The organism is Teichococcus globiformis (assembly GCF_042646265.1).
GTDB classification, from domain to species: Bacteria; Pseudomonadota; Alphaproteobacteria; order Acetobacterales; family Acetobacteraceae; genus Pseudoroseomonas; species Pseudoroseomonas globiformis.
Window position 1 is genome coordinate 291,474 of the sequence record NZ_JBHRTN010000004.1, and the last position, 22,004, is coordinate 313,477.

At 67.3% G+C, this 22,004-nt stretch carries 20 protein-coding genes, 2 tRNA genes and 1 pseudogene; 3 read left to right on the forward strand and 20 right to left on the reverse strand.

What is annotated here, in order from left to right; genetic code table 11:
- Positions 1 to 118: 118 nt before the first annotated feature.
- The 5 genes from ACFOD4_RS03260 to ACFOD4_RS03280 form a co-directional block, all read right to left on the reverse strand.
- Complete coding sequence (locus ACFOD4_RS03260) at positions 119 to 1,408, reverse strand: hydantoinase/carbamoylase family amidase (RefSeq protein WP_379594226.1); 1,290 nt, start codon at positions 1,406 to 1,408, stop codon at positions 119 to 121.
- A gap of 136 nt (positions 1,409 to 1,544) precedes the next feature.
- A complete protein-coding gene (locus ACFOD4_RS03265) occupies positions 1,545 to 2,336 on the reverse strand; it encodes an N-acyl homoserine lactonase family protein (RefSeq protein WP_379594228.1) in 792 nt (263 codons plus the stop codon).
- 2 nt (positions 2,337 to 2,338) lie between these two features.
- A complete protein-coding gene (locus ACFOD4_RS03270) occupies positions 2,339 to 3,259 on the reverse strand; it encodes an NAD(P)-dependent oxidoreductase (protein WP_379594230.1) in 921 nt (306 codons plus the stop codon).
- A gap of 25 nt (positions 3,260 to 3,284) precedes the next feature.
- Positions 3,285 to 3,887: a thiamine pyrophosphate-dependent enzyme gene (locus tag ACFOD4_RS03275; protein ID WP_379594235.1), complete on the reverse strand. Its 603-nt coding sequence runs from the start codon at positions 3,885 to 3,887 to the stop codon at positions 3,285 to 3,287.
- A 2-nt stretch (positions 3,888 to 3,889) separates the two neighbouring features.
- Positions 3,890 to 4,441 carry a phosphonopyruvate decarboxylase gene (locus ACFOD4_RS03280; protein ID WP_379594241.1) on the reverse strand — a complete coding sequence of 184 codons (552 nt, stop codon included), beginning with the start codon at positions 4,439 to 4,441 and terminating at the stop codon, positions 3,890 to 3,892.
- 221 nt (positions 4,442 to 4,662) lie between these two features.
- Here ACFOD4_RS03280 and ACFOD4_RS03285 point away from each other — a divergent pair, with 221 nt between their 5' ends.
- The gene (locus ACFOD4_RS03285) at positions 4,663 to 5,151 is read left to right on the forward strand and encodes an RrF2 family transcriptional regulator (RefSeq protein ID WP_379594243.1); all 489 of its coding nucleotides are present in this window, start codon (positions 4,663 to 4,665) and stop codon (positions 5,149 to 5,151) included.
- Between the two features lie 70 nt (positions 5,152 to 5,221).
- Here the strand turns inward: ACFOD4_RS03285 and ACFOD4_RS03290 are convergent, their stop codons facing one another.
- Entirely contained in the window at positions 5,222 to 5,701 is a 480-nt protein-coding gene (locus ACFOD4_RS03290; RefSeq protein WP_379594250.1) for a carboxymuconolactone decarboxylase family protein, read from the reverse strand.
- 263 nt (positions 5,702 to 5,964) lie between these two features.
- On the opposite strand from ACFOD4_RS03290, the gene ACFOD4_RS03295 reads away from it, so the two are divergent.
- On the forward strand, positions 5,965 to 7,695 hold the full coding sequence (locus ACFOD4_RS03295; RefSeq protein WP_379594252.1) for an IlvD/Edd family dehydratase: 1,731 nt from the start codon (positions 5,965 to 5,967) through the stop codon (positions 7,693 to 7,695).
- A 38-nt stretch (positions 7,696 to 7,733) separates the two neighbouring features.
- On the opposite strand, the gene ACFOD4_RS03300 is transcribed toward ACFOD4_RS03295, so the two are convergent.
- The 4 genes from ACFOD4_RS03300 to ACFOD4_RS03315 form a co-directional block, all read right to left on the reverse strand.
- Entirely contained in the window at positions 7,734 to 8,660 is a 927-nt protein-coding gene (locus ACFOD4_RS03300) for a 2-hydroxy-3-oxopropionate reductase (protein ID WP_456316862.1), read from the reverse strand.
- A gap of 109 nt (positions 8,661 to 8,769) precedes the next feature.
- A complete protein-coding gene (katG, locus tag ACFOD4_RS03305) occupies positions 8,770 to 10,992 on the reverse strand; it encodes a catalase/peroxidase HPI (RefSeq protein ID WP_379594272.1) in 2,223 nt (740 codons plus the stop codon).
- A gap of 180 nt (positions 10,993 to 11,172) precedes the next feature.
- Positions 11,173 to 11,805 carry an alpha/beta hydrolase gene (locus tag ACFOD4_RS03310; RefSeq protein WP_379594275.1) on the reverse strand — a complete coding sequence of 211 codons (633 nt, stop codon included), beginning with the start codon at positions 11,803 to 11,805 and terminating at the stop codon, positions 11,173 to 11,175.
- Positions 11,806 to 11,818: 13 nt separating this feature from the next.
- Positions 11,819 to 12,742 carry a ring-cleaving dioxygenase gene (locus ACFOD4_RS03315; protein WP_379594279.1) on the reverse strand — a complete coding sequence of 308 codons (924 nt, stop codon included), beginning with the start codon at positions 12,740 to 12,742 and terminating at the stop codon, positions 11,819 to 11,821.
- 143 nt (positions 12,743 to 12,885) lie between these two features.
- Here ACFOD4_RS03315 and ACFOD4_RS03320 point away from each other — a divergent pair, with 143 nt between their 5' ends.
- On the forward strand, positions 12,886 to 13,779 hold the full coding sequence (locus tag ACFOD4_RS03320; protein ID WP_379594282.1) for a LysR family transcriptional regulator: 894 nt from the start codon (positions 12,886 to 12,888) through the stop codon (positions 13,777 to 13,779).
- Positions 13,780 to 14,123: 344 nt separating this feature from the next.
- Here ACFOD4_RS03320 and ACFOD4_RS03325 read toward each other — a convergent pair.
- From ACFOD4_RS03325 to ffh, 10 genes and pseudogenes are all read right to left on the reverse strand, one after another.
- Positions 14,124 to 14,200, reverse strand: a tRNA-Arg gene (locus ACFOD4_RS03325).
- Between the two features lie 30 nt (positions 14,201 to 14,230).
- Positions 14,231 to 14,307, reverse strand: a tRNA-Arg gene (locus ACFOD4_RS03330).
- An 89-nt stretch (positions 14,308 to 14,396) separates the two neighbouring features.
- On the reverse strand, positions 14,397 to 15,509 hold the full coding sequence (gene leuB / locus ACFOD4_RS03335) for a 3-isopropylmalate dehydrogenase (RefSeq protein ID WP_379594284.1): 1,113 nt from the start codon (positions 15,507 to 15,509) through the stop codon (positions 14,397 to 14,399).
- Between the two features lie 94 nt (positions 15,510 to 15,603).
- Positions 15,604 to 16,215, reverse strand: coding sequence for a 3-isopropylmalate dehydratase small subunit (gene leuD / locus ACFOD4_RS03340; RefSeq protein WP_379594286.1), 612 nt, complete (start codon positions 16,213 to 16,215; stop codon positions 15,604 to 15,606).
- A complete protein-coding gene (gene leuC, locus ACFOD4_RS03345; protein ID WP_379594288.1) occupies positions 16,215 to 17,630 on the reverse strand; it encodes a 3-isopropylmalate dehydratase large subunit in 1,416 nt (471 codons plus the stop codon). The genes leuD and leuC overlap by 1 nt, the downstream gene beginning before the upstream one ends.
- Positions 17,631 to 18,049: 419 nt before the next feature.
- Positions 18,050 to 18,424 (reverse strand): 50S ribosomal protein L19, encoded by a 375-nt coding sequence (gene rplS, locus ACFOD4_RS03350; RefSeq protein ID WP_379594290.1) that lies wholly within the window; start codon positions 18,422 to 18,424, stop codon positions 18,050 to 18,052.
- A gap of 48 nt (positions 18,425 to 18,472) precedes the next feature.
- Positions 18,473 to 19,225: a tRNA (guanosine(37)-N1)-methyltransferase TrmD gene (trmD, locus tag ACFOD4_RS03355; protein WP_379594293.1), complete on the reverse strand. Its 753-nt coding sequence runs from the start codon at positions 19,223 to 19,225 to the stop codon at positions 18,473 to 18,475.
- Between the two features lie 140 nt (positions 19,226 to 19,365).
- Positions 19,366 to 19,854: pseudogene (gene rimM / locus ACFOD4_RS03360) on the reverse strand (ribosome maturation factor RimM); the annotation flags it as partial.
- 24 nt (positions 19,855 to 19,878) lie between these two features.
- On the reverse strand, positions 19,879 to 20,217 hold the full coding sequence (rpsP, locus tag ACFOD4_RS03365) for a 30S ribosomal protein S16 (RefSeq protein WP_379594295.1): 339 nt from the start codon (positions 20,215 to 20,217) through the stop codon (positions 19,879 to 19,881).
- A 28-nt stretch (positions 20,218 to 20,245) separates the two neighbouring features.
- On the reverse strand, positions 20,246 to 21,649 hold the full coding sequence (gene ffh / locus ACFOD4_RS03370) for a signal recognition particle protein (RefSeq protein ID WP_379594298.1): 1,404 nt from the start codon (positions 21,647 to 21,649) through the stop codon (positions 20,246 to 20,248).
- Positions 21,650 to 22,004 lie beyond the last annotated feature (355 nt).

Sequence of the window (22,004 nt, forward strand, 5' to 3'; positions counted from 1 at the left end):
CGTTTCCAGCCCCGGCGACATGCCGGCCGTAGCGCAACGGTCAGTCAACCCCGCGGGCCGGAAATCGTATCCCCGGCCAGACGTCTTGAGAGGGCAGAGCTCTCTCAAGAAGCTAGGTTCAGGGCGCGTCCGCCATCCAGGCAGCCAGCACGGCAATGCCGTGCATCAGGTCATCGACCTCCATCGCCTCGTCCGGATTGTGGCTGCCATTACGGTTGCGCACAAAGATCATGCCCATCGGCACCTCCAGCGCCGCAAAGGTGGCCGCATCGTGGGAAGCCGGGCTGCCGAGCTTCTGCCAGGCAATGCCGCCGGCATCGGCATGGCGCCCGAGGGCCGCCTGGATCGCCGGCGCCGCCGGACCGACCGGCGCACTGGCCCGCGCGCCAAGATCGAAGCGGACGCCGCGTGCCGCCTCGATCCCGGGAACCAGCGCCAGCACGGACTTTTCCAGCGCCGCCAGCACCGCGGCATCGTAGGCCCGGACGTCGAGGCTCATGAGGAACCGGCCCGGCACCGACGTCATCCCGTGGATCGCCGCATCGGTGTGGAAGCGGCCGATGGTGGCCGCCATGGCGATGCCGCGGCCCTCGTGATCGGCCCAGATGCGGTCCAGCGCGGTGGCGAAATCGGCGCCCGCCAGCGCGGCGTCATGGCGGAAGCGGCGTGGCAGGCCGACATGCGCCTGCTCGCCCGAGATGGTGATGTCGGGATAGCGAAAATTGCCGGGCACGGCGGTGGCGATGCCCAGTGGCACGCCTGCCTCCAGCAGGCTCGGCGCCTGCTCGATATGCAATTCCACGAAGCCGCCGATGCGGGCCGGGTCCAGGTAGCGCTGGCCCCGCCGCAGCGCATCCACATCGGCGCCCAGTTCCGCCATATGTTCGGCCAGGCTGCGGCCGCTGTCGATGCGTTTCGCACTGTCCAGCACGCCCTCTGGCAGGATGCCGAACGCGCTGCGGCTGCCGATGTAGGAGACCTGGAACCAGACGCTTTCTTCCGCGCGGATGGCCATCACGGTGAGGTCCTGGGGCGGAACGCCCACCGCCTCTCGGATGGCCACCAGCGCGGCGAGCCCGGCCACCACTCCCGCGGCACCGTCGAAATTGCCGCCCTGCGGCACGCTGTCGAGATGCGACCCGGTCATCAACGCGCGCGCCGCCCGGTCGCGCCCCGGCAGCGTGACATAGGTGTTCAGCGCCGCATCCTGCCGAACCTCCAGCCCCAGCTCCCGGGCGCGATCGGCCAGCAGCCGGTGAGCGAACTCCTCGCCCTCGCCGTAGGGGGGACGGGTAATGCCGGGATGGCCGGGCGTCGCCTCGCGCAGCGTATTGAACAACCCGTCAACAAGGCCGCGCGTGGCGGCCACGGCGCGCCCCAGGGCCTCGGCAGGAAAAGCAGCATTCATGGCGGATGGTCCAGTCCGTTCAGCAGCGGTGCCGGCGGCTCGGCCGGCCGGACTGCCCTTCTACCCCGCTGGCCGGTGGCTGCCTACCGATCGGGGGTTCGCCGGGCCCCGCGGTGCTCAGCCCGCCATGAAACCTTCAGCAGGCCGGCTCCAGATGCAGGCAGAACGTTTCCCCGCTTCCGGCAGATGCTGCCGGGTAGCGGCGGCGGACCTCCGGATCGTGTCCCGGCACGATCAGCCGCTCGTCGCCCCCCGCCAGCTGCTTCAAGCGGCGCCAGCCCTGCGCCATTGCCCCCATGTCGAACACGATGGGGAACGGGTTCTCACGCTCCATGTTGCCGTAGAAATGCGCGGCGTCGCTGGCCAGCACCACATCGCCCCGTGCTGTGCTTACCCGCACCGCCTGCAGTCCGTCGGTATGTCCGCCGATGCGGTGCAGCGTCAGGCCCGGCGCTACTTCGCTGTCACCATCGTGGAAATGCACCCGGCCGGCATAAACGGCGCGCAACATGGCCACAACATCATCCACCTCAAAGGCATGACGCATGCAGGCGAAGCACATGTTCCGCCCCGTCGCGAAGGCCATCTCGCGATCCTGCACATGCAGCCGGGCCGCGGGAAACAGCGGCAGGTTGCCTGCGTGGTCATAGTGCAGGTGCGTCAGGATCACGTCCTGCACAGCGTCCGCCCGCACACCGGCGTCCTGCAGCGCCGCGTCCACCGTTCGGACCAAGCGGCGGCCACGCTGTGCCGCCATGGCGGGCGAGAAGCCGGTATCGACCACGATCTCGCGTCCGTCGTGGGCCCGCAGAAGCCAGATGAAATAGTCCATGGGCATCAGAGCGTCATGCGGATCGGCGGGCAACAGGTAATTATCCCGCCCCAGCCGGTCATGCTCCGCATAGCGCAGTGCGAACACCTCCCACATGGTTAGCCGTCACGCGGCGGATCGTTGCCGCCACCGAGTGCCGTGCCGGCCAGAGCTTCGGAAAAGCGGGCGAGCGCCGTATGGTCCTGCCCAGGGCCCAGCATGCCGGCGGCGCTGCTCCACATTTCGCGGCACAGCGCGGCGAAGGGCACGGGCACACCGTTCTCCCGCGCCACTTCCAGTGCGATGGAGAGGTCCTTGACCATGAGGTCGAGGCCAAAGCCGGCGTCGAAGCGGCGCGACAGCACGAATTGCCGGAACTTCTTCTGGGTACTGTTGTTCATTCCGGTCGAGGCGTTCAACACCTCCACCATCAGCGCCGGGTCGAGGCCGAATTTCTGCCCAACCAGCATGGCCTCGACGCCAATCAGGAAGCCTCCCGCGGAAACCAGGTTGTTCAGCGCCTTCATCGCCTGCCCGGCGCCGATGCCGCCGCAGCGATGAATGGTGGTGCCCATGGCGCGCAGCACCGGCTCCGCGCGATCCAGCGCCGCCACGTCGCCGCCCGCCATGATGGACAGCTCGCCGCTGCGGGCGCGTGGCACACCGCCCGAGACGGGGCAGTCGATCATGTCCACACCGCCTTCCAACAGGCGCGTCGCGAGTTGGCGCGTCACCTCCGGCGAACCCGATGACATTTCGATGAACAGCGCGCCCGGCGGCAGATGCCCCGCCACTTCCTCCACAACATCCGAAACATGCCGGCTGGTGGGCAGAATGGTGATCAGGGCATCGGCCCCGGCGGCCGCTTCGGCCGCATCCGCCGCCGCATGGCCGCCCAGTTCGCCGGCGAACCGCGCGGCGCGTCCCGGAACGGCATCGGCCACGGTCAACTCGAAGCCCGCTTCCAGCAGCTTCTGCGCCATGGGCCAACCCATGTTGCCAATGCCGACAAAGGCCAGACGGCGGATCTGTTCCGGCATGATGTCTCCTCCTTTCGGCCGCGACTCAGGCCAGATGGGCCTGCGGGCCCATCAGCGACTCCCGCATCCGCGCCTGCAGGATCGCGCCCTCGCGCGGCGGCAGCACCAGCGGCAGCGTTTCCGGATCCACCTTGACCTGCGCAAAGAGCGGGCCGGCGCAATCGTGCACCGCCCGGCGCAGCGCGGCGACATCGTTCATGCTCTGCACCTCCGGCACGCGGGGGATGCCGGCCGCGCGCGCCATGCCGGCCAGATCGACCCCGGCACCGGTGTGCGTCGGTTGCATGCCGGTTTCGCCGTAATGCTCGTTGTCCAGCACCACCACCGAGAGATTGGGTGGCCGCGCCACGGCGATGGTGGCCATGGCGCCCAGGCTCATCAGCATCTCGCCATCGCCGACGATCACCAGCACGGGCAGTTCCGGTCGTGCCAGCGCCAAGCCCAGGCCGATCATCGCCGCCCCACCCATGCCGCCCCAGAGCGGCAGGTTGCGCGGATGGTCGCCCGCCGCCGTGATGTCCCAGGCGGCCGCGCCGAGGCTGGCGATAACCAGCAACCCGTCGCGATCGGCCAGCAGGGCCGGCACCACCTTGCGGCGGCGCAGAAGGATTGGGGAATGGCCCGACATGCTCAATCCTTCCCGAACGTCTTGGCGCCCAGCACCCGCTGGCCGATCAAGGTCGCGGTGGGGCGGAAGGTGTTGAAGGCCATGCGGATCGTGGCATCGGCCACCGGCACCACGTCGGCCGGGGAGTCGGCTCGGCGCACCAGCGTACCCATCGCTTCCAGCACGGTCTGAGTGGCATTGCCCATCGGAACCTGCGCCGGATTGAACTCGCCGAAATCGCCGCGCATGGTGACCAGCATCGGCATGGGCGTGCGGTGCAGCACCGACAGCGACAGCATGTTGATGCAATTGCCAACGCCCGAGCTTTGCATCAGGAGCAACCCGCGCTCGCCACCCAGCCACGCGCCCAGCATCAGGGCGATGCCCTCCTCCTCCGTGGTCAGGGAGATGGCGCGGATCCCGCCATCCTCCTGGCAGCGGCGGATCAGCTGTCCATGACCGGCGTCGGGCACATAGGCGACCTGGCGGATGTTGTGGGTCTTGAGCAGCGCGAAGAGCGCGTCGGGCCAGCCGGCGGCATCATCCGCCACCGACTCCATGCCTGGTCGTTCCACCCCGTTTCCTTTCTTGTCCAGCGCTTCTGAAAGGAAGCGCCACAGCCTCTGCCTGGGCAGGGGAAAGGCTGGGCTGGGCTGTCCGGGCTGTCAATCGCGGAGTGGCTGTCGGCGCCCACGACGTGCAGACGGCGGCAGGACCGGCATGGCACTGGCGTCACGGCCTTGACGATGGGCAGATCAAGGATACTCTATGTCCTTGTTTTCGCGATGTCCCGGCCATGAATCTCAAGAACCAGGTGGAGTGGGCGCTGCATTGCTGCGCCGTGATGTGTTCCTTGCCGGATGGGCGCTTCCTGTCGACCAAGGCCTTGTCCGAGTTCCATGGAGTGCCCAAGGAATATCTATCCAAGGCCCTGCAAAGCCTGTCGCGCGCCGGGCTGGTGGAGACGACGCCGGGGGCTGCTGGGGGCTACCGGCTCGCTAGGTCACCCGCCGCCGTCAGCTTCCTCGACATCGTCGAAGCGGTGGAAGGCCGGAAATCCACCTTCCTTTGCGCCAACATCCGCGCCAACAATCCTTGCCGACCGCGCGGCCATTGCGATGACGGCCCCTGCCCCATTGCGCGGGTCATGTGGCAGGCCGACGAGGCCTGGCGTCGTTCGCTTGCCTCGGTCAGCCTGCACGATCTCAGCGGCGAACTGGCCCGCACTGTGCCAGGTGACGTTCTGGCGCGTTCCCAGAACTGGCTTCTCGACCGCGCGGGCTGACAATACCCCGCCCGGTCCAGGATCCTGCCGGGTTCGGCCGTGCCCGACGGTGTGCGGCGGCCACATGTGGTCAGGACAGCTCGGCCTTTTCCAACCCGTAGAGCCGGTCGGCTGATCCCGGCTGGCTGCGGAAAGCGATGGCCGCCCGGTTCCAGGCGTTGATCGTCATCACCGCGAAGGTCAGATCGGCGATCTCCTTCTCGGAGAACTGGCCGCGCACCTGCTCGTAGAGAGCATCCGGCACGCCTGATGGAGAAAGCTTCGTCAACGCCTCGGCCCAGGCCAGTGCGGCCCGCTCGCGGGGACTGAAAAGGGGCGACTCCGGCCATACAGAAACATGATGAACGCGCAGCTCGCGCTCACCCTGGATCTTGGCTTCCTTGACATGCATGTCGAGGCAGAACGCGCAGCCATTCAGCTGGGAGGCACGGATCTCAACCAGCGTAAGGATGCTCTTCTCGATGGCACCGTGTTTCACCGTCATGGAGAGCTCGGCCATCTTCCGGAACAGCTCAGGGGATTGCCGGGCGTAGTCGAGGCGCTGGGTCATGAAAGGCTCCTGTTCTTAAGGTTTTACAATACGGATATTAAATGTCCGTATTTTGGGGCTGTAAAGTCGTCATGCGCTGGAACGGTGCATGTCCGCCACGCGGGCGGGGCATGGATGTGCAGCGACGGACCACGCGGGGAGTTCGGGCTCGCTCCACCTGACAACATGCAGGATGGATCGCCGTGCTGAACCGTGCCTTAGTGAGATAGCCCGCCGGCCTGCCACCCGGCGCAACATGAACCAACGGAACGGAAACGGCGCCAATGAAGAAGGGCGACAAGACTTTGCGCAGCCAGGCCTGGTTCGGCCGGCAGGACAAGATGGGCTTCTATTACCGCTCCTTCCTGAAGAACCGGGGCTTTCCGCAGGACCAGTTCGAAGGCAAGCCGGTGATCGGCATTTGCAACACCTGGTCCGAGCTGAACCCCTGCAACAGCCATTTCCGCACCATCGCCGAGCATGTCCGCTACGGCGTGCTGGAATCCGGCGGCTTTCCGCTGGAGTTCCCCGTCTCCTCCCTGGGCGAGGTGACGATGCGGCCTACCGCCATGCTGTACCGCAACCTCGCCGCCATGGATGTGGAGGAAGGCATCCGCGCCCATCCGCTCGATGGCGTGGTGCTGCTGATGGGCTGCGACAAGACCACGCCCGCCCTGCTGATGGGCGCGGCCAGTGCCGACCTGCCGGCCATCGGCGTTTCGGGCGGGCCGCAGCTGCGCGGCGTGTACCAGGGGCAGATGATCGGCTCCGGCACCAACATCATTTCCATGAGCGAGCAGTTGCGCGCCGGCGAGATCTCGCTGAAGCAGTTCCACGAGGCCGAGGCGGGCATGAACCGCAGCCACGGCTCCTGCATGACCATGGGCACTGCATCCTCCATGGCCTCCATGGTGGAAGCGCTGGGCATCGGCCTGCCGACCAACGCCGCCATCCCCGCCGTGGATGCGCGCCGCAACGAGTTGGCGCGCATGGCTGGGCGCCGCATCGTGCAGATGGTGGGCGAGGATCTGACGCCCTCGAAGATCCTGACGCGCGAGGCGTTCGAGAACGCCATCCGCACCCTGGCCGCGATCGGCGGCTCCACCAATGCCGTGGTGCACCTGATCGCCATCGCGCGGCGCATCGGCGTCGATCTGACGCTGGACGACTTCGATCGCCTCGGGCGCGGCGTGCATTGCCAGGTGGATCTGATGCCGTCAGGCCGCTTCCTGATGGAAGACTTCTACTACGCCGGCGGCCTGCCCGTGGTGCTGCGCGACCTTGCGGAGAAGGGGTTGCTGCACAGGGATGCGCTGACGGTCAACGGGCAGACCATCTGGGACAACGTGAAGGACGCCCAGTGCTGGAACCGGGAGGTCATCACCCCCATAGAGCAGCCCTTCAAGGCCGATGCGGGCATCGCCATCCTGCGTGGCAACCTGGCGCCGGACGGCGCCGTCATCAAGCCGTCCGCCGCTTCGCCGCATCTGATGCAGCACACCGGCCGCGCCGTGGTGTTCGACAGCATCGAGGCGCTGCACCACGCGGTGGATGACGAGGCGCTCGACATCGACGCCGACTGCATCATGGTTCTGCAGAATTGCGGGCCGCGGGGCTATCCCGGCATGGCGGAGGTGGGCAACATGCCGCTGCCGCAGAAGCTCCTGAAGCAGGGCGTGCGCGACATGGTGCGGATCTCCGATGCCCGCATGTCGGGCACCGCCTATGGCACGGTGGTGCTGCATGTGGCGCCGGAGGCGGCGGCGGGCGGCCCACTGGGCCTCGTGCGCAACGGCGATCTCATCACGCTCGACGTGAAGGCCGGCTCGCTGCACCTGCATGTCGACGATGCCGAGCTCGCCACGCGCCGCGCTGCCTGGACACCGCCGCCCGAGCCCATGGATCGCGGCTACACAAACCTCTACGTGCGGCATGTGCTGCAGGCCGACCAGGGCGCCGATTTCGACTTCCTGGTGGGCCGCAGCGGATCGCCCGTGCCGCGCGACAACCACTGAGGGGGATACGGGCTGGCGCTGCCAGCCCTGCCCTGCGGTCAGACCTTGTGCGCGGCCAGATTCTCCAGGGCATGCACCATGGCCGAGTGGTCGAGATCGGCATGCCCTTCCGCCACACAGGCCGAGAAGAGCTGCTGCGCGGAGGCGGTGTGCGGCAGCGCCATGCCCAGGTCCTTGGCCGATTGCAGCGCCAGGTTCAGGTCCTTCTGGTGCAGCCGGATGCGGAAGCCGGGATCGAAGGTCCGCTTGATCATCCTCTCGCCATGCAGTTCCAGGATGCGGGAGGTGGCCAGCCCGCCCATCAGCGCCTGGCGCACCTTGGCGGGATCCGCACCCGCCTTGCTCGCGAAGACCAGCGCCTCCGCCACCGCCTCGATGGTCAGGGCCACGACGATCTGGTTGGCGACCTTGCAGGTCTGCCCGGCACCATTGCTCTCGCCCACCAGGGTGATGTTCTTGCCCATGGCCTGGAACAGCGGCAGCGCCCGCTGAAAGGCCGCCTCAGGCCCGCCCACCATGATGGTCAGGCTGGCCTGCTTGGCACCCACCTCGCCGCCCGACACCGGCGCATCCAGGTAGTCGCATCCCTTGCGGCCCACCCGCTCCGCGAAGCCCTTGGTCTCGGTCGGGCTGATCGAGCTCATGTCGATCACCAGCTGCCCCTTTCGCAGCGCCGGCTCGATGCCCTTCGGGCCGAACAGCACCGCTTGCACATCCGGCGTGTCCGGCAGCATCAGGATCACCACCTCGGCGGCCTCCGCCACCGCCGCCGCATCCGGCAACACGGTCATCGCATCGCGCAATTCCTGGGTCAGGCTGGCGCGTTCGGGGATGAAGACCTCATGCCCCGCCGCCTTGAGATGCGAGGCCATGGGCCGACCCATGATGCCAAGTCCGATGAATCCGATCTTCATTCGCGTCAAACCTCCCTGCCAGTGCCGGCGCGGCTCCGGCCATCCATGCATGCCTCGGGCATTGCGGGGAGGGATGGTAATCGCAGCCGGGCGGGTAGCGATAGCCCGCCCGGCCAGCGGGGAAGAGGCGCGACGCCCCTGCCCCGCCGCCCGTTCGCTCTCAGGCGCTGGCCAGGTCGAACCTGTCGGCGTTCATCACCTTGACCCAGGCAGCGACGAAGTCGTCGACGAACTTCCGCTCCGCATCGGCGGCGGCATAGACTTCCGAAAGCGCCCGCAGCTGCGAGTTCGAGCCGAAGGCCAGGTCGGTCCGCGTCGCCGTCCACTTCTCCGCATGGCTCTTGCGGTCCGTTCCGACGAACACCTCATCGGCATGGCCATCCGCCAGCTTCCAGGCGATGGTCATGTCCAGCAGGTTGACGAAGAAGTCGTTGGTCAGCCGGCCGGGGCGATCGGTCAGCACGCCTTCCTTCTGGCTGTTGTGGTTGGCGCCGAGCACGCGCAGGCCCCCGACCAGCACGGCCATCTCCGGCGCGCTCAGGCCCATCAGCTGCGCGCGGTCCACCAGCAACTCCTCCGTCGGCACGTTGAAGGGGACCTGCAGGTAGTTGCGGAAGCCGTCGGCCTTTGGCTCCAGCACACCGAAGCTCTCGGCATCGGTCTGCTCGGCCGAGGCATCGGTGCGGCCGGGAGCGAAGGGCACCTCGACCTCGTGCCCTGCCTCACGCGCCGCCTTCTCCACCGCCGCCGTACCGCCCAGCACGATCAGGTCGGCGATCGAGACCTTCTTGCCGCCGGAAGCCGCGCCGTCGAACTCCGCCTTGATGCCTTCCAACACGCCCAGCACCTTGGCCAACCGGTCAGGCTGGTTCACGTCCCAGTCCTTCTGCGGGCTCAGCCGGATGCGCGCACCGTTGGCGCCGCCGCGATGGTCCGAGTTGCGATAGGTCGCCGCCGAGGCCCAGGCCGTGGCCACCAGCGCGTCGGTGCCGAGGCCGGAGTCCAGGATCTTCCGCTTCAGCGCCGCCACATCCGCGGCATCGATGGGCGCGTAGTCGGCCTTGGGGATCGGGTCCTGCCAGAGCAGGTCCTCGGCCGGAACATCGGGGCCGAGGTAGCGGACCTTCGGTCCCATGTCGCGATGGGTCAGCTTGAACCAGGCGCGGGCGAAGGCGTCGGCGAACTGGTCCGGATGGTCGCGGAACCGCTCAGAGATTTTGCGGTATTCCGGGTCCACCTTCATCGCCATGTCGGCGGTGGTCATCATGGTCGGCAGGCGCCGGTCGGGGCTGTGCGCGCCGGGCGCCATGTCCTCGGCCTTCTGGTTGACCGGCTGCCACTGCTTGGCGCCGGCCGGGCTCTTCACCAACTCGTACTCGTAGTCGAGCAGCATGTGGAAGTAGCTACCGTCCCACTGCGTCGGCGTCGGCGTCCAGGCGCCTTCCAGCCCGCTGGTGATGGTGTGGTCGCCAAAGCCGCTCTCATGCCCGCTCTGCCAGCCCAGACCCATCTGCGCCACATCCGCGCCTTCCGGGTCCTTGCCGACTTTGGACGCGTCGCCCGCGCCGTGGCACTTGCCGAAGGTGTGGCCGCCCGCCGTCAGCGCCACCGTTTCCTCATCATTCATGCCCATCCGCGCAAAAGTCTCGCGGATGTCGCGCGCCGATCCCTGGGCGTCGGGCACGCCGCCAGGCCCTTCGGGGTTGACGTAGATCAGGCCCATCTGGATCGCGGCCAACGGGCTTTCCAACACCATCTCCTTGGCGGGATCGATGCGGGTCTGGCCGAGCCATTCCTCCTCGGTGCCCCAGTAGATGTCCTTCTCCGGCTCGAACACGTCCGCTCGCCCGCCGCCGAAGCCGAACACCGGCCCCCCCATCGATTCGATGGACACATTGCCGGCCAGAATGAACAGATCGGCCCAGGACAGCTTGCGGCCGTATTTCTGTTTGATCGGCCAGAGCAGGCGTCGCGCCTTGTCGAGGTTGGCGTTGTCCGGCCAGGAATTCAGCGGCGCAAAGCGCTGTGCGCCGGAGGAGGAGCCGCCGCGGCCATCGCCCGTGCGGTAGGTTCCGGCACTGTGCCACGCCATGCGGATCAGGAAGGGGCCGTAATGCCCGTAATCCGCGGGCCACCAGGGCTGGCTGTCGGTCATCAGCGCATGCAGGTCGCGCTTCACCGCGGCTAAATCGAGCGAGCGGAACTCGGCTGCGTAATCGAAATCATCCCCCATCGGATTCCCCGACAGCCCGTTCTGGTGGAGGATGTCGAGCGAGAGCTGGTTCGGCCACCAGTCGCGATTGGTGCGGCCAAGCAAGGCACGCTTGGCGCCCGGCTTCTTCATTGGGCAGCTCAGCGGTCCGCTCGGTTGGTTCGTATCCATGTCGGCATCTCTCCCCTGGATGGTCCCGGAAGCAGGGTATGCAGGTGCCGAGAGCCGTCAAAATGATTTTTAACGATCAGCTTCATCGAGCGAGCCGATCAAAAGAGTTCGTGCCAAGCCACAGGGCCAATGGATATGAGCCTTCAGCCTGCCCTTCCACCATGGATCGGGCGCGGCAACTCACCGCATCCCCTGGATTGAGCCAAGCCATTGGCGAAGCAGCCCCACATCCATCTGCGACAACCCATGGCCCACCGGGAGGCTCTGGTGCGTCACCGCTGCGCCGCCGCCCTGCAGAAGCGCCGCCAGCGCCGCACTGTTGGCCGCCGGCACGATGGGATCGGCGGCACCGGAGAGCAGCAGCACCGGCGTACCATCCAACCGGGCCGCCGGTGGCTCGCGGTAGGGCATCATGGCGCGCAGCAGCGCCGCGCCGCGCAGCAGGCCGGGATGGTGCAGCAGCAGCGAGGCCGCGATGTTGGCGCCGTTGGAGAAGCCCAGCGCGATCGGCGCCGGCAGACCCTGCTCCGCCTGCACCACCTGAACAAAACTCGCCAGATCATCGGTGCGGCGGCGAAGATCGGCCTCGTCGAACACCCCCTCCGCGAGCCGGTGGAAGAAGCGGGGCATGCCGTTCTCGAGCACCTGCCCGCGCGGCGAGATCAGCGTCGCGCCTGGCGTGACCATGCGGCCCAGCGGCAGCAGGTCATGCTCGTCGCCCCCCGTGCCATGCAGCAGCAAAAGGGGCGGCAGGGCGAGGTTGTCGCCCCGCTCCAGCACATGAACGAATCGGGGTGTGGCCACGGCCGTCATTTGTGCCTCCCCTTCAAGCCAGCGCCGGCAGCGACGCTTCGATCTGGGCGCGATGCCCTTCCAGAAAGGCCGGAAGCTTCAGCGCGGCGCCAAGCTGCTCAACCGGCTCGTCCACGGCGAAGCCAGGGATGTCCGTCGCGATCTCGAACAGCACATGGCCGGGTTCACGAAAGTAAACCGAGCGGAAGTAATCGCGGTTCTTCTGCTCGGTGGTGACGATGCCGTGGTTCTGCGCCAGCTTGCGCACCATCTCCATCTCGGCCGCGTCGTTGGCGGCGCGGAACGCCAGATGGTGCACCGAACCGCGCCCCAGCCGTGCCGGCAGGAAGCCGCCCACGGCGCGCAGGTCAACAATGCCGCCCAGCGCCGTGCCGTCCACGGCGTAGCGCGTCACGTCACCCTCGCGCCCGACCTCGCGGAAGCCGAACACGTCGCCCAGAATGGCGCCGGTCGCTTCCGTCTTGTCCAGCATCAGCGAAACGCTGTGGAAGCCGCGGATGGCATGCTCAGCCGGCACCTCGCCTTCGCTCCAGGCGGGCTCGGCCTCGATGCCCGCCAAGCCCACCAGCGCGAGACGCATTCCGTCCGGATCGCGGAAGCGCAGCACCGTCTCGCCGAACAGTGTGGTGCGCTCGGCTCCCTGGTTCACCAGACGCTGCGTCCAGAAGCCAATCGAGCCCTGCGGCACGCGGAACACCGTTTCCTGCAGCTCCCCCGCCCCGGCGCGGCCAGGAGCGGCATTCTCCCAGGGAAAGAAGGTCAGGATGGTGCCGGGAAGCCCGCCGGCGTCGCCGTAATAGAAATGGTATGCGCCGGGATCATCGAAGTTCACCGTCTTCTTCACCAGCCGCAGCCCAAGGATCTGGGTGTAGAAATGGAGGTTCCGGCGTGCCTGGCCGGCAATGGCGGTGACGTGGTGGATGCCGTTCTGCGACATGGTTAGGTCTCCTGCAGGGAGCCCGTTGGCTCCGCGTTGCGCCAGAGATGCGCCTGTCGCCGCCCAATGAACAGGACAAAGCGATTGCAAGAATGCAATGCCGCGATTGCCCTAACAGATCCAATCTTGCATGATGACGCATCATGAGAAGCTCCGCGCGCGCCCTGTCCTGGGATGATCTTCGGCTGATCGACGCCGTGGCCAGCACCCGCAACCTGCCAGCTGCGGCGGCGAGGCTGGATATCGACCATTCCACGGCCTTCCGCCGCCTCCGCGCCGTGGAAGCCGCACTGGGTCAGCCTCTCTTTGAACGCCACCGCACAGGGTATGCCCTGACCCAGGCGGGCGAGGAGATGGCAGCCCTTGCCGCGCGGGTGGACCAGGACATGGCGGCGGTGACCCGGCGCTTGGCCGGACAGGCGGCCGCCCCGTCTGGCGAGGTGCGCCTGACCACCAGCGATAGCCTGCTCGCCCACCTTCTGCTGCCCATCCTGGCCGAGTTCCGCGCGGCGCAGCGGGCGATCCGGCTGGATCTGGTGACCGGCAATGCGGCCCTGAACCTTTCGCGGCGCGATGCCGATGTTGCCGTGCGCGCCAGCGACAACCCACCCCATACGTTGGTTGGCCGGCGGGTGGCCCGCATCGCGTGGGCGCTGTACGGCGCCGTTGCGCGGCCGCAGATTCCACCGGACACCGATTGGCTATGCCTGGGTGAGAATCTGGCCGGGCTCAAGGTGGTGCGTGCCACCCAGGCCACCGTCCCGCCAGAGCGGGTGGCGGCAAGGTTCGACACGGTGCTGGGCCTCGCTCAGGGCATCGAGGCAGGAATGGGCGTCGGCCACCTGCCCTGCTTCAGCGGTGACGCGTCACCGCGCCTGGTCCGGTTGGCGCCGCCGGATCCGGCACATGCCACGGATCTCTGGGTGCTGACCCACGCCGATCTGCGTCACACACCGCGCATCCGGGTCCTGATGGACCACCTGGCCGAGGCCATCGGAGCTCGGCGGGCCCTGATCGAGGGCGCGGCGCCACGCTGAAGGCCCGAAGTGCCTCCCTTGAGCAAGGCGCCACGAGAACCGCGGCAGGACGATAAACAGGCCGATAGGCGGCTATTCAGCCCATCGAACCTGTCCGGCATTTCGCCAGCGCCGTCCGCACCGAAACCGAACTGAGGCAGGCGGATCCAGAGCTGAAGTGGCAGAGATAGGCCTGATTGGCGGTTGCGCCCGATCTGCCGTGTGTTCCGAGAACAAGGGACAGCGCCGTACTGCCGAACCAGCCGCACCCTGCCTCGTCGGGCAAGCGAGGACTACCAAGCGAAAAGCCCGCTGCTGGTGCCGGAGCTTTATCGGATCATCGCTGGATCTGTGCAGGAAAGGTATGGCGCGCCCGAAAGGATTCGAACCTCTGACCCCCAGATTCGTAGTCTGGTGCTCTATCCAGCTGAGCTACGGGCGCATACCAAATTGTGTTCTTACAGGGGGCACCTGGCGCGCCCGAAAGGATTCGAACCTCTGACCCCCAGATTCGTAGTCTGGTGCTCTATCCAGCTGAGCTACGGGCGCTGACCTGTGGCGGGGGGAATAACCGAGGCCCTTCCCCCGCGCAAGGGGCGTTTTCGCCCCTCCTTCATCGCGATGTCATGCGGGAAGGTTCAGGCAGCGAGCTTGTCCAGCTCCCGCAGCACCGCATCACCCATCACGCTGGTGCCGACCCGCGCGGTCCCGGGGCCCATGACGTCGGCCGTGCGCAGCCCGCCGGCCAGCACCTTCTCCACCGCCTGCTCGATCATGGCCGCCTCTTCCTCCATGCCGAAGGACAGCCGCAGCAACATGGCAAAGGAGAGCATTTGCGCGCAGGGATTGGCGATGCCCTTGCCGGCGATGTCGGGCGCCGAGCCGTGGATCGGCTCATACAGCGCGCGGCGGCGTCCGGAGGCGTCCGGCGCACCCAGCGTGGCAGAGGGCAGCATGCCCAGCGAGCCCGTCAGCGCCGCCGCCAGATCCGACAACAGGTCGCCGAACAGATTGCCGGCCAGCACCACGTCGAACTGCTTGGGCCGGGCGCAGAGCTGCATGGCGCAGTTGTCGGCGTACATGTGGGACAGCTCGACCTCGGGAAACTCGGCCTTGCCGATCTCGGACACCACGGCGCGCCACAGGCGGCCGGTCTGCATCACATTCGCCTTCTCGACGCTGGTCAGGCGGCCGCTGCGCTTCTTGGCCAGATCAAAGGCCACGCGGGCCACACGGGCAATCTCCTCCTCGGTGTAGACCTCGGTATCAACGCCCCGGCGCTTGCCGTTGGGCAGGGTCTCGATGCCGCGCGGCTCGCCGAAGTAGATGCCACCCGTGCTTTCGCGCACGATCATCAGGTCGAGGCCACGCACCACGTCAGGCTTCAGGCTGGAGGCATCGACCAACGGGTCAAGCACCACGGCCGGGCGCAGGTTGGCGAACAGCCCCAGCTCCTTGCGCAGCCGCAGGATGCCGAGTTCTGGGCGCTTCTCGAAGGGCAGGCTGTCCCATTTCGGACCACCCACCGAACCGAACAGCACCGCATCGGCCGCCAGCGCGCTTTCCACCGTGGCATCCGGGCAGGGAGAGTCGGTTGCCTCCAGCGCCGCGCCGCCGACAAGCCCCTCCTCCATTGAAAAGGTCACGTGGCGGCGGCGGTCCATCCACTCGATAACACGACGGACCTCGCGCATCACCTCGGGGCCGATGCCATCGCCGGGCAGAACCAGCAGGCGCTTGTTGGCGGTCATTGTTTTACTCCACATAAGGCGGCCCAGGAAGGCGCTGCCCTCCCGGGGCCTACTTGCCGGGAACGGTGCGCGCCCCGGCCCCCCCTTGATCCGTTCAGGCGTAAAGCCAGGGCTGCGCGGCGCGCTGCTTGGCTTCGAAGCCGTCGATCGACGCGCCCTTCTGCATCGTCTGGCCGATGTCGTCGAGGCCGTTCAGCAGCAGGTGGCGCCGCAGCGGGTCGATCTCGAAGGGGATCTCCTCCCCGTTCGGGCGCACCACCACCTGTCGCTCCAGATCCACCGTGATGCGGGCATTGGCGCCGAGCTTCGCATCCTCCATCAGCTGGTCGCACACCTCACGCGGCAGCCGCACCGGCAAGATGCCGTTCTTGAAGCTGTTGTTGTGGAAGATGTCGGCGAAGTCGGGCGCGATGACGCAGCGGATGCCGAAATCGAGCAGCGCCCAGGGCGCGTGCTCGCGCGACGAGCCGCAGCCGAAATTCTCGTGCGCGATCAGAACCTCCGCACTGCGGTAGGGCTCCTGGTTCAGCACGAAATCCGGGTTCTCGGTGCCATCCTCGCGGTAGCGTAGATTGGCGAAAAGCGACTTGCCGAGGCCGGTTCGGGCGATGGTCTTGAGGAACCGGGCGGGAATGATCTTGTCGGTGTCGACATTGGCCATCGGCAACGGCGCCGCGATGCCGGTCAGCTTGGTGAAGGCGTCCATCACACGATCTCCCGCACGTCGGTCAGGTGCCCGGTCACGGCCGCCGCCGCCGCCATGGCAGGGGAGCAAAGATGGGTACGCCCCCCCGGCCCCTGCCGGCCCTCAAAATTGCGGTTGGAGGTGGAAGCGCAGCGCTGGCCCGGAGTCAGCTTGTCGGGATTCATGCCAAGGCACATGGAGCAGCCCGCCTCGCGCCACTCGAAGCCTGCCTCGCGGAAGATGGCGTCCAGCCCTTCCCGCTCGGCCTGTTGCTTCACCAGGCCGGAGCCCGGCACCACCATGGCCCGCACTCCTTCGGCCACACGGCGGCCGCGGGCGATGGCAGCGGCGGCACGCATGTCCTCGATGCGGGAATTGGTGCAGGAGCCGATGAAGACAACGTCCACCTTGAGGTCGGTCAGCTTCTGTCCGGGCACCAGGCCCATATACTCGACCATGCGGCGCAACTGCGCGCGGCGCGCCTCATCGCCGCCGCTTTCCGGGTCGGGCACGGTGGCCGTGATCGGCAGCACATCCTCGGGGCTGGTGCCCCAGGACACCATGGGCACGATCTCGGCCGCATCGAGGAACACCTCGCGATCGAACACCGCACCCTCGTCGGAAGGCAGCGTCGACCACCATTCCACGGCACGGTCGAAATACTCGCCCTTCGGTGCGAAAGGGCGGCCCTTCACGTAGTCGAAGGTGGTCTGGTCGGGCGCAATCATGCCGGCACGGGCACCGGCCTCGATCGACATGTTGCAGACCGAGAACCGCCCGGCCATGTCCAGCGCCCGGATGGTGCTGCCGGCATACTCGATGACATGACCGTTGCCGCCAGCCGTGCCGATCTTGCCGATGATGGCCAGAACGATGTCCTTGGCGGTGCAGCCGGCAGGCAAGTCGCCCTCAACCGTCACGCGCATGTTCTTGGCACGCTTCTGCATCAGGGTCTGGGTGGCCAGCACATGCTCGACCTCCGAGGTGCCGATGCCGAAGGCCAGCGCTCCCAGCGCGCCGTGGGTCGAGGTGTGGCTGTCACCGCAAACGATGGTCATGCCGGGCAGGGAAAGCCCCTGCTCCGGCCCGATGATATGCACGATCCCCTGCCGCGCATCCGCCAGCGGAATATAGGGGACGTTGAACTCCTTGACGTTCTTCTCCAGCGTCTCGACCTGGGTCCGGCTCTCGGGGTCCTCGATGCCGGTGTAGCGGGAGGCATCAGTGGCGATGTTGTGATCCACCACCGCCATGGTGCCTTCCAGGCGACGCACCGGCCGCTTCGCCATGCGCAGCCCCTCGAAAGCCTGCGGGCTGGTCACCTCATGGACAAGGTGCCGGTCGATGTAGAGAAGCGCGGTGCCGTCCGGAAGCGTCTCGACCAGATGGGCGTCGAAGATCTTGTCGTAGAGCGTACGCGGCTTCGTGGCCGACATCGGCAGTCCCTCGGGGCATAAGAGCACAGGCGCGCCACGGGCAGGCGGCGCGGGGCAGACGTCCATATGGGATCCAGCCCAACCTTATTGAAGCACTGGAAACAGCGGTGCGCCACCACGGGCAGCGTAGTCCAGACCCTCAGACGACACATAACTGTTGTTAGGACGGCGATCAGGTTACCAATCTTTCGTCAATGCCGGCCCTACCGCAATTCCACGAACGGTCCTCTCGTGTCGCGACATAACGTCAGGTTCTTCTGGCCAGCAGGGCTGGCAGGAGCATCAGGCCGCCCACAAGAAAGCCGCCGATGCAGGCTGCACCGACGGCTTCCAGAAACGTCAGAGGGGCTTCGGCGGACAGCATCGCTACCCGCCTGAAGCGCACCAAACCGGAAAGGACCGGCCCTTCCGGACCTTGTTCAGGCCTTGGGGCGCGGCGCGGCCTTCTCGGCGATGCGAGCGGACTTACCCGTGCGGCCGCGCAGGTAGTACAGCTTGGCGCGACGCACCTTGCCACGACGCAGCACGGCAATCTCGGCCACATTCGGCGAGTAGAGCGGGAAAACGCGCTCAACGCCCTCGCCATAGGACAGCTTGCGCACCGTGAAGTTGCTGTGCACGCCCTTGTTGGAACGGGCGATCACCACGCCCTCATAGGCCTGGGTGCGGGTGCGCTCACCCTCGACCACCTTCACCATCACGCGCACCGTGTCGCCGGCGGCGAATTCCGGCACCGCGCGGGCGGCGAGCAGGCGCTCCTTCTGTTCGGCGTCGAACTGCTGCAGCAGGTTCATTCTTCAGGTCCTCTCGATCAATCCACTCGGGCGGCGTGGGCCGCCCTGTCAATCCGTTGTTCCGGCATGGCCGCTTGCGAGGCCTGCTGCCGCAATCCTTTGTGGTTCCCGGCGTGCCCAGAGATCCGGCCGCCGCTCTCGCGTTGCCGCTTCCGCCTGTTCCCGTCGCCAGCGCGCCACAGCCGCGTGATGGCCCGAAAGCAAAACCTCCGGCACTGTTCTGCCCAGCCATTCGGCCGGCTTGGTATAGTGCGGGTATTCCAGCAGCGGCGCTTCCGACGCGGAAAAGCTTTCCTCCTCCGCGCTGTCCACCCCGCCCATCACGCCCGGCAGCAGCCGCACGCAGGCATCGAGCATCAACAGCGCCGCCGGCTCCCCGCCCGAAAGGACGTAGTCGCCAACCGACACCTCGCGCATGCCTCGCGCCTCGATCACCCTCTGGTCCAGCCCTTCATACCGGCCGCAGACCAGAACAGCGCCCGGACCCGTGGCAAGCTCCCGCACCAACGCCTGATCCAGAAGGCGCCCACGCGGGGTCAGATAAACCAGCGGACGGCCCGGCCCCTGGGCCAGCGCCGCCTCGCAGGCCGCATCCACCACATCCGGCCGCAGCACCATGCCGGCGCCGCCGCCACAGGGCGTGTCGTCCACCGTGCGATGCTTGTCGACCGCGAAGTCGCGGATCTGAACCGTGTCGAGACGCCACCTTCCCTCGCGCAGCGCGCGCCCGGCCAGCGACAGGCCAAGGCTGCCCGGAAACATCTCCGGGAACAGGGTCAGCGCCGTCGCGTGCCAGGTCATGCGGCGCCTCCACGCACGCCGCGCGGGCCGATCCGCTTCGGATCGTCCTGCCGGCGGGGCAAGGGCCGCACAGACTCGGCCACGGCAGTGCGCGGCTCAGCATCATTGGCACTCGCCTCCGAGCCACCCTGTGGCGCCGCGTCCGTTTCATCCGGCAGCACCGCCACCACATGCCCGGCTGCGACGTCCACCACCGGCACGACGGCACGGTTGAAGGGCAGCAGAAGCTCGCGCCCGTCTTCGGCCGCGATGGTCAGGAAAGCGCCGGCGCCGTAATCATCCACCGCCCGCACCAGGCCCAGCGCCTGCCCCTCCGCATCGCGCACTGTCAGCCCGACGAGGTCGGCGAGATAAAACTCATCCTCCTCCGTCGGCGGCAGACTGTTGCGTTCCACGTAGAGGCGCGTGCCGGTCAGCTTTGCGGCGGCGTCGCGATCGGCAACACCATCGATCCGCGCCAATCCGCCCGGTAGCCACTGCAGCACGTACTGCTTCCCGCCGCCCTCATCCGAGAGCGCGCCATAGGCGGCCAGGGCCGCCGGATTGGCGGTAAAGGATTGAACACGGACAAGGCCCCGCACACCGTGCGGCCGTCCGATCTCCCCCACCAGGATGCGTTGCGCGGCCATGGCGCCCAGTCCTCAGGCCTTGGCTCAGCCGGCCGCCGCGGCGGCGGCGGCGCGCTCCTGCGCCTTCTTCTTCGGCGCGGACTGCTTCGGCTGCTCACGGAACACCGGCATCGGCGCCAGCTCGGCATGGCCCAGGAACTTGGCCACGCGATCGGTCGCCACCGCGCCGTTGCTCAGCCAGTGCTTGATGCGCTCATCGAACAGGCGCACGCGCTCGGCGTGATCGGAGGGCAGCATCGGGTTGTAGCTGCCGACCTTCTCGATGAAGCGGCCGTCGCGTGGCGAGCGGCTGTCGGCCACCACGATGTGGTAGTAGGGGCGCTTCTTGGCACCGGCGCGCGCGAGGCGGATCTTCAGGCCCATCTTTGCTTCCTTAGTATGGTTCGATTGATCAGAAGGGGCGCTTACCGCCGCCCCCCATGCCAGGCAGGAGCGCGCCGAGTCCGCCGCGCATCATTCCCTTCTGGCCGAGCTTGCTCATCCGCTTCATCATCGCGGACATGTCGTCGAACTGCTTCAGCAGCTTGTTCACATCCTGCACCGAGGTCCCGGACCCCGCGGCAATGCGCTTCTTGCGACTCGCCTTCAGGATATCGGGGTTGCGGCGCTCCTTAGGCGTCATGGAGCCGATAATGGCTGCCTGCCGCTTCAGGATGGAGTTGTCGAGCTTCGACTCGTCGATCTGCCCCTTCAGCTTCCCCAGTCCCGGCAGCATGTTCAGGATGCCCGAGAGCGATCCCATCTTGCCGATCTGCTGAAGTTGCTTGGCGTAATCCTCGAGGTCGAACTGCCCCTTCTGCATCTTGGCGGCGAGCTTCTCGGCCTCCGCCTTGTCGATGGTCTCGGCCGCCCGCTCGACGAGCGAGACGATGTCGCCCATCCCGAGAATGCGTCCGGCGATGCGGTCGGGGTGGAAATCCTCCAGCGCCTCCAGCTTCTCGCCGGCACCCAACAGCTTGATCGGCGCGCCCGTCACGGCGCGCATCGACAGCGCCGCACCGCCGCGCGCATCGCCATCGATGCGCGTCATGACGATGCCGGTGATGCCCACCCGCTCGTTGAAGGCGCGCGCCGTCTGCACCGCGTCCTGCCCGGTCATCGCATCGACCACCAGCAGGCTTTCATGCGGGCGGGTGGCGGCCTTGACCTGCGCCACCTCCTCCATCAGCGCCTCGTCGATCGAAAGGCGGCCTGCGGTGTCGAGGATGACCACGTCGTAAAGCTCGCCGCGCGCCACCTGCATGGCGCGCTGCGCGATTTCCAGCGGACTCTGGCCCTGGATGATCGGCAGGGAAGCGACACCCGCCTGCTTCGCCAGCGTTTCCAGCTGCAGCTGTGCCGCTGGACGATGCACGTCCAGGCTCGCCAGCAGCACCTTCTTGCGCTCGCGCGTGCGCAGCCGCAGCGCGATCTTGCCGGAGGTGGTGGTCTTGCCCGAGCCCTGCAGACCGATCATCAGGATCGGCACCGGGCTCGGCGCATTCAGGCTGAGGCCGGGGACGTGCTCGGCAGCGCCATCTTCCCGGGGGCCGCCGCCCAAGGCTTCCACCAGGCAGTCATTGACGATCTTGATGACCTGCTGGGCAGGGGAAACGGAGCGCAGGACTTCCTGCCCCACCGCCCGCTCCCGCACCTTGGCGACGATGTCCTTGACGACCGGCAGTGCCACATCGGCTTCAAGCAGCGCGATGCGGACCTCGCGCGAGGCCTCGGCAACGTCGGACTCCGACAGCGCGCCACGGCGGCGCAGCCGGTCGAAGACCCCGTTGAGCTTGCCCGAGAGTGCCTCGAACATGGTTCCCTTTCGCCAGCGCCCACAGGGGCACCAAAGATGACGCGCCCTGACGAGCGCCCAAAACAAAACGCGCCGCTGCGCGAGCCTTCGCGGAGCGACGGAGCCGGACCTCCCAATGAGGCACCGACCATGGACCCGGGACTGGCCCGGTTCCGCGGGATGTAGTCTCCCGGCTGCCTGCGGGTCAAGCGCGAAGCGGCCGAAACGGCGGCAAGTTCTGCGCCTCGATCTTCATCGTTGTGTTTACAGCTTTCAGGCAGGTGACGCTTGTGCCCGAGGCGCCCGTCCGCTTCCTGCGTCGTTGCGACGCAGGCTTCCTGGTTCTTGCCGCCCTGGCCGATGCCGGTGCCAGCGT

Excerpts from the sequence above, each read along its gene's own strand:
- rpsP (WP_379594295.1), bottom strand. The coding sequence starts at position 20,217 with ATGGGCCTGAAGATCCGCCTCGCGCGCGCCGGTGCCAAGAAGCGCCCC.
- ACFOD4_RS03270 (WP_379594230.1), bottom strand. The coding sequence starts at position 3,259 with ATGCCGGAACAGATCCGCCGTCTGGCCTTTGTCGGCATTGGCAACATG.
- ACFOD4_RS03285 (WP_379594243.1), top strand. The coding sequence starts at position 4,663 with ATGAATCTCAAGAACCAGGTGGAGTGGGCGCTGCATTGCTGCGCCGTG.
- leuB (WP_379594284.1), bottom strand. The coding sequence starts at position 15,509 with ATGACCGCCAACAAGCGCCTGCTGGTTCTGCCCGGCGATGGCATCGGC.
- trmD (WP_379594293.1), bottom strand. The coding sequence starts at position 19,225 with ATGACCTGGCACGCGACGGCGCTGACCCTGTTCCCGGAGATGTTTCCG.
- rplS (WP_379594290.1), bottom strand. The coding sequence starts at position 18,424 with ATGAACCTGCTGCAGCAGTTCGACGCCGAACAGAAGGAGCGCCTGCTC.
- ACFOD4_RS03320 (WP_379594282.1), top strand. The coding sequence starts at position 12,886 with ATGAGAAGCTCCGCGCGCGCCCTGTCCTGGGATGATCTTCGGCTGATC.
- ACFOD4_RS03265 (WP_379594228.1), bottom strand. The coding sequence starts at position 2,336 with ATGTGGGAGGTGTTCGCACTGCGCTATGCGGAGCATGACCGGCTGGGG.
- ACFOD4_RS03315 (WP_379594279.1), bottom strand. The coding sequence starts at position 12,742 with ATGTCGCAGAACGGCATCCACCACGTCACCGCCATTGCCGGCCAGGCA.
- katG (WP_379594272.1), bottom strand. The coding sequence starts at position 10,992 with ATGGATACGAACCAACCGAGCGGACCGCTGAGCTGCCCAATGAAGAAG.
- ACFOD4_RS03310 (WP_379594275.1), bottom strand. The coding sequence starts at position 11,805 with ATGACGGCCGTGGCCACACCCCGATTCGTTCATGTGCTGGAGCGGGGC.
- leuD (WP_379594286.1), bottom strand. The coding sequence starts at position 16,215 with ATGGACGCCTTCACCAAGCTGACCGGCATCGCGGCGCCGTTGCCGATG.
- ACFOD4_RS03290 (WP_379594250.1), bottom strand. The coding sequence starts at position 5,701 with ATGACCCAGCGCCTCGACTACGCCCGGCAATCCCCTGAGCTGTTCCGG.
- ACFOD4_RS03275 (WP_379594235.1), bottom strand. The coding sequence starts at position 3,887 with ATGTCGGGCCATTCCCCAATCCTTCTGCGCCGCCGCAAGGTGGTGCCG.
- leuC (WP_379594288.1), bottom strand. The coding sequence starts at position 17,630 with ATGTCGGCCACGAAGCCGCGTACGCTCTACGACAAGATCTTCGACGCC.
- ACFOD4_RS03300 (WP_456316862.1), bottom strand. The coding sequence starts at position 8,660 with ATGCATGGATGGCCGGAGCCGCGCCGGCACTGGCAGGGAGGTTTGACG.
- ACFOD4_RS03260 (WP_379594226.1), bottom strand. The coding sequence starts at position 1,408 with ATGAATGCTGCTTTTCCTGCCGAGGCCCTGGGGCGCGCCGTGGCCGCC.
- ffh (WP_379594298.1), bottom strand. The coding sequence starts at position 21,649 with ATGTTCGAGGCACTCTCGGGCAAGCTCAACGGGGTCTTCGACCGGCTG.
- ACFOD4_RS03295 (WP_379594252.1), top strand. The coding sequence starts at position 5,965 with ATGAAGAAGGGCGACAAGACTTTGCGCAGCCAGGCCTGGTTCGGCCGG.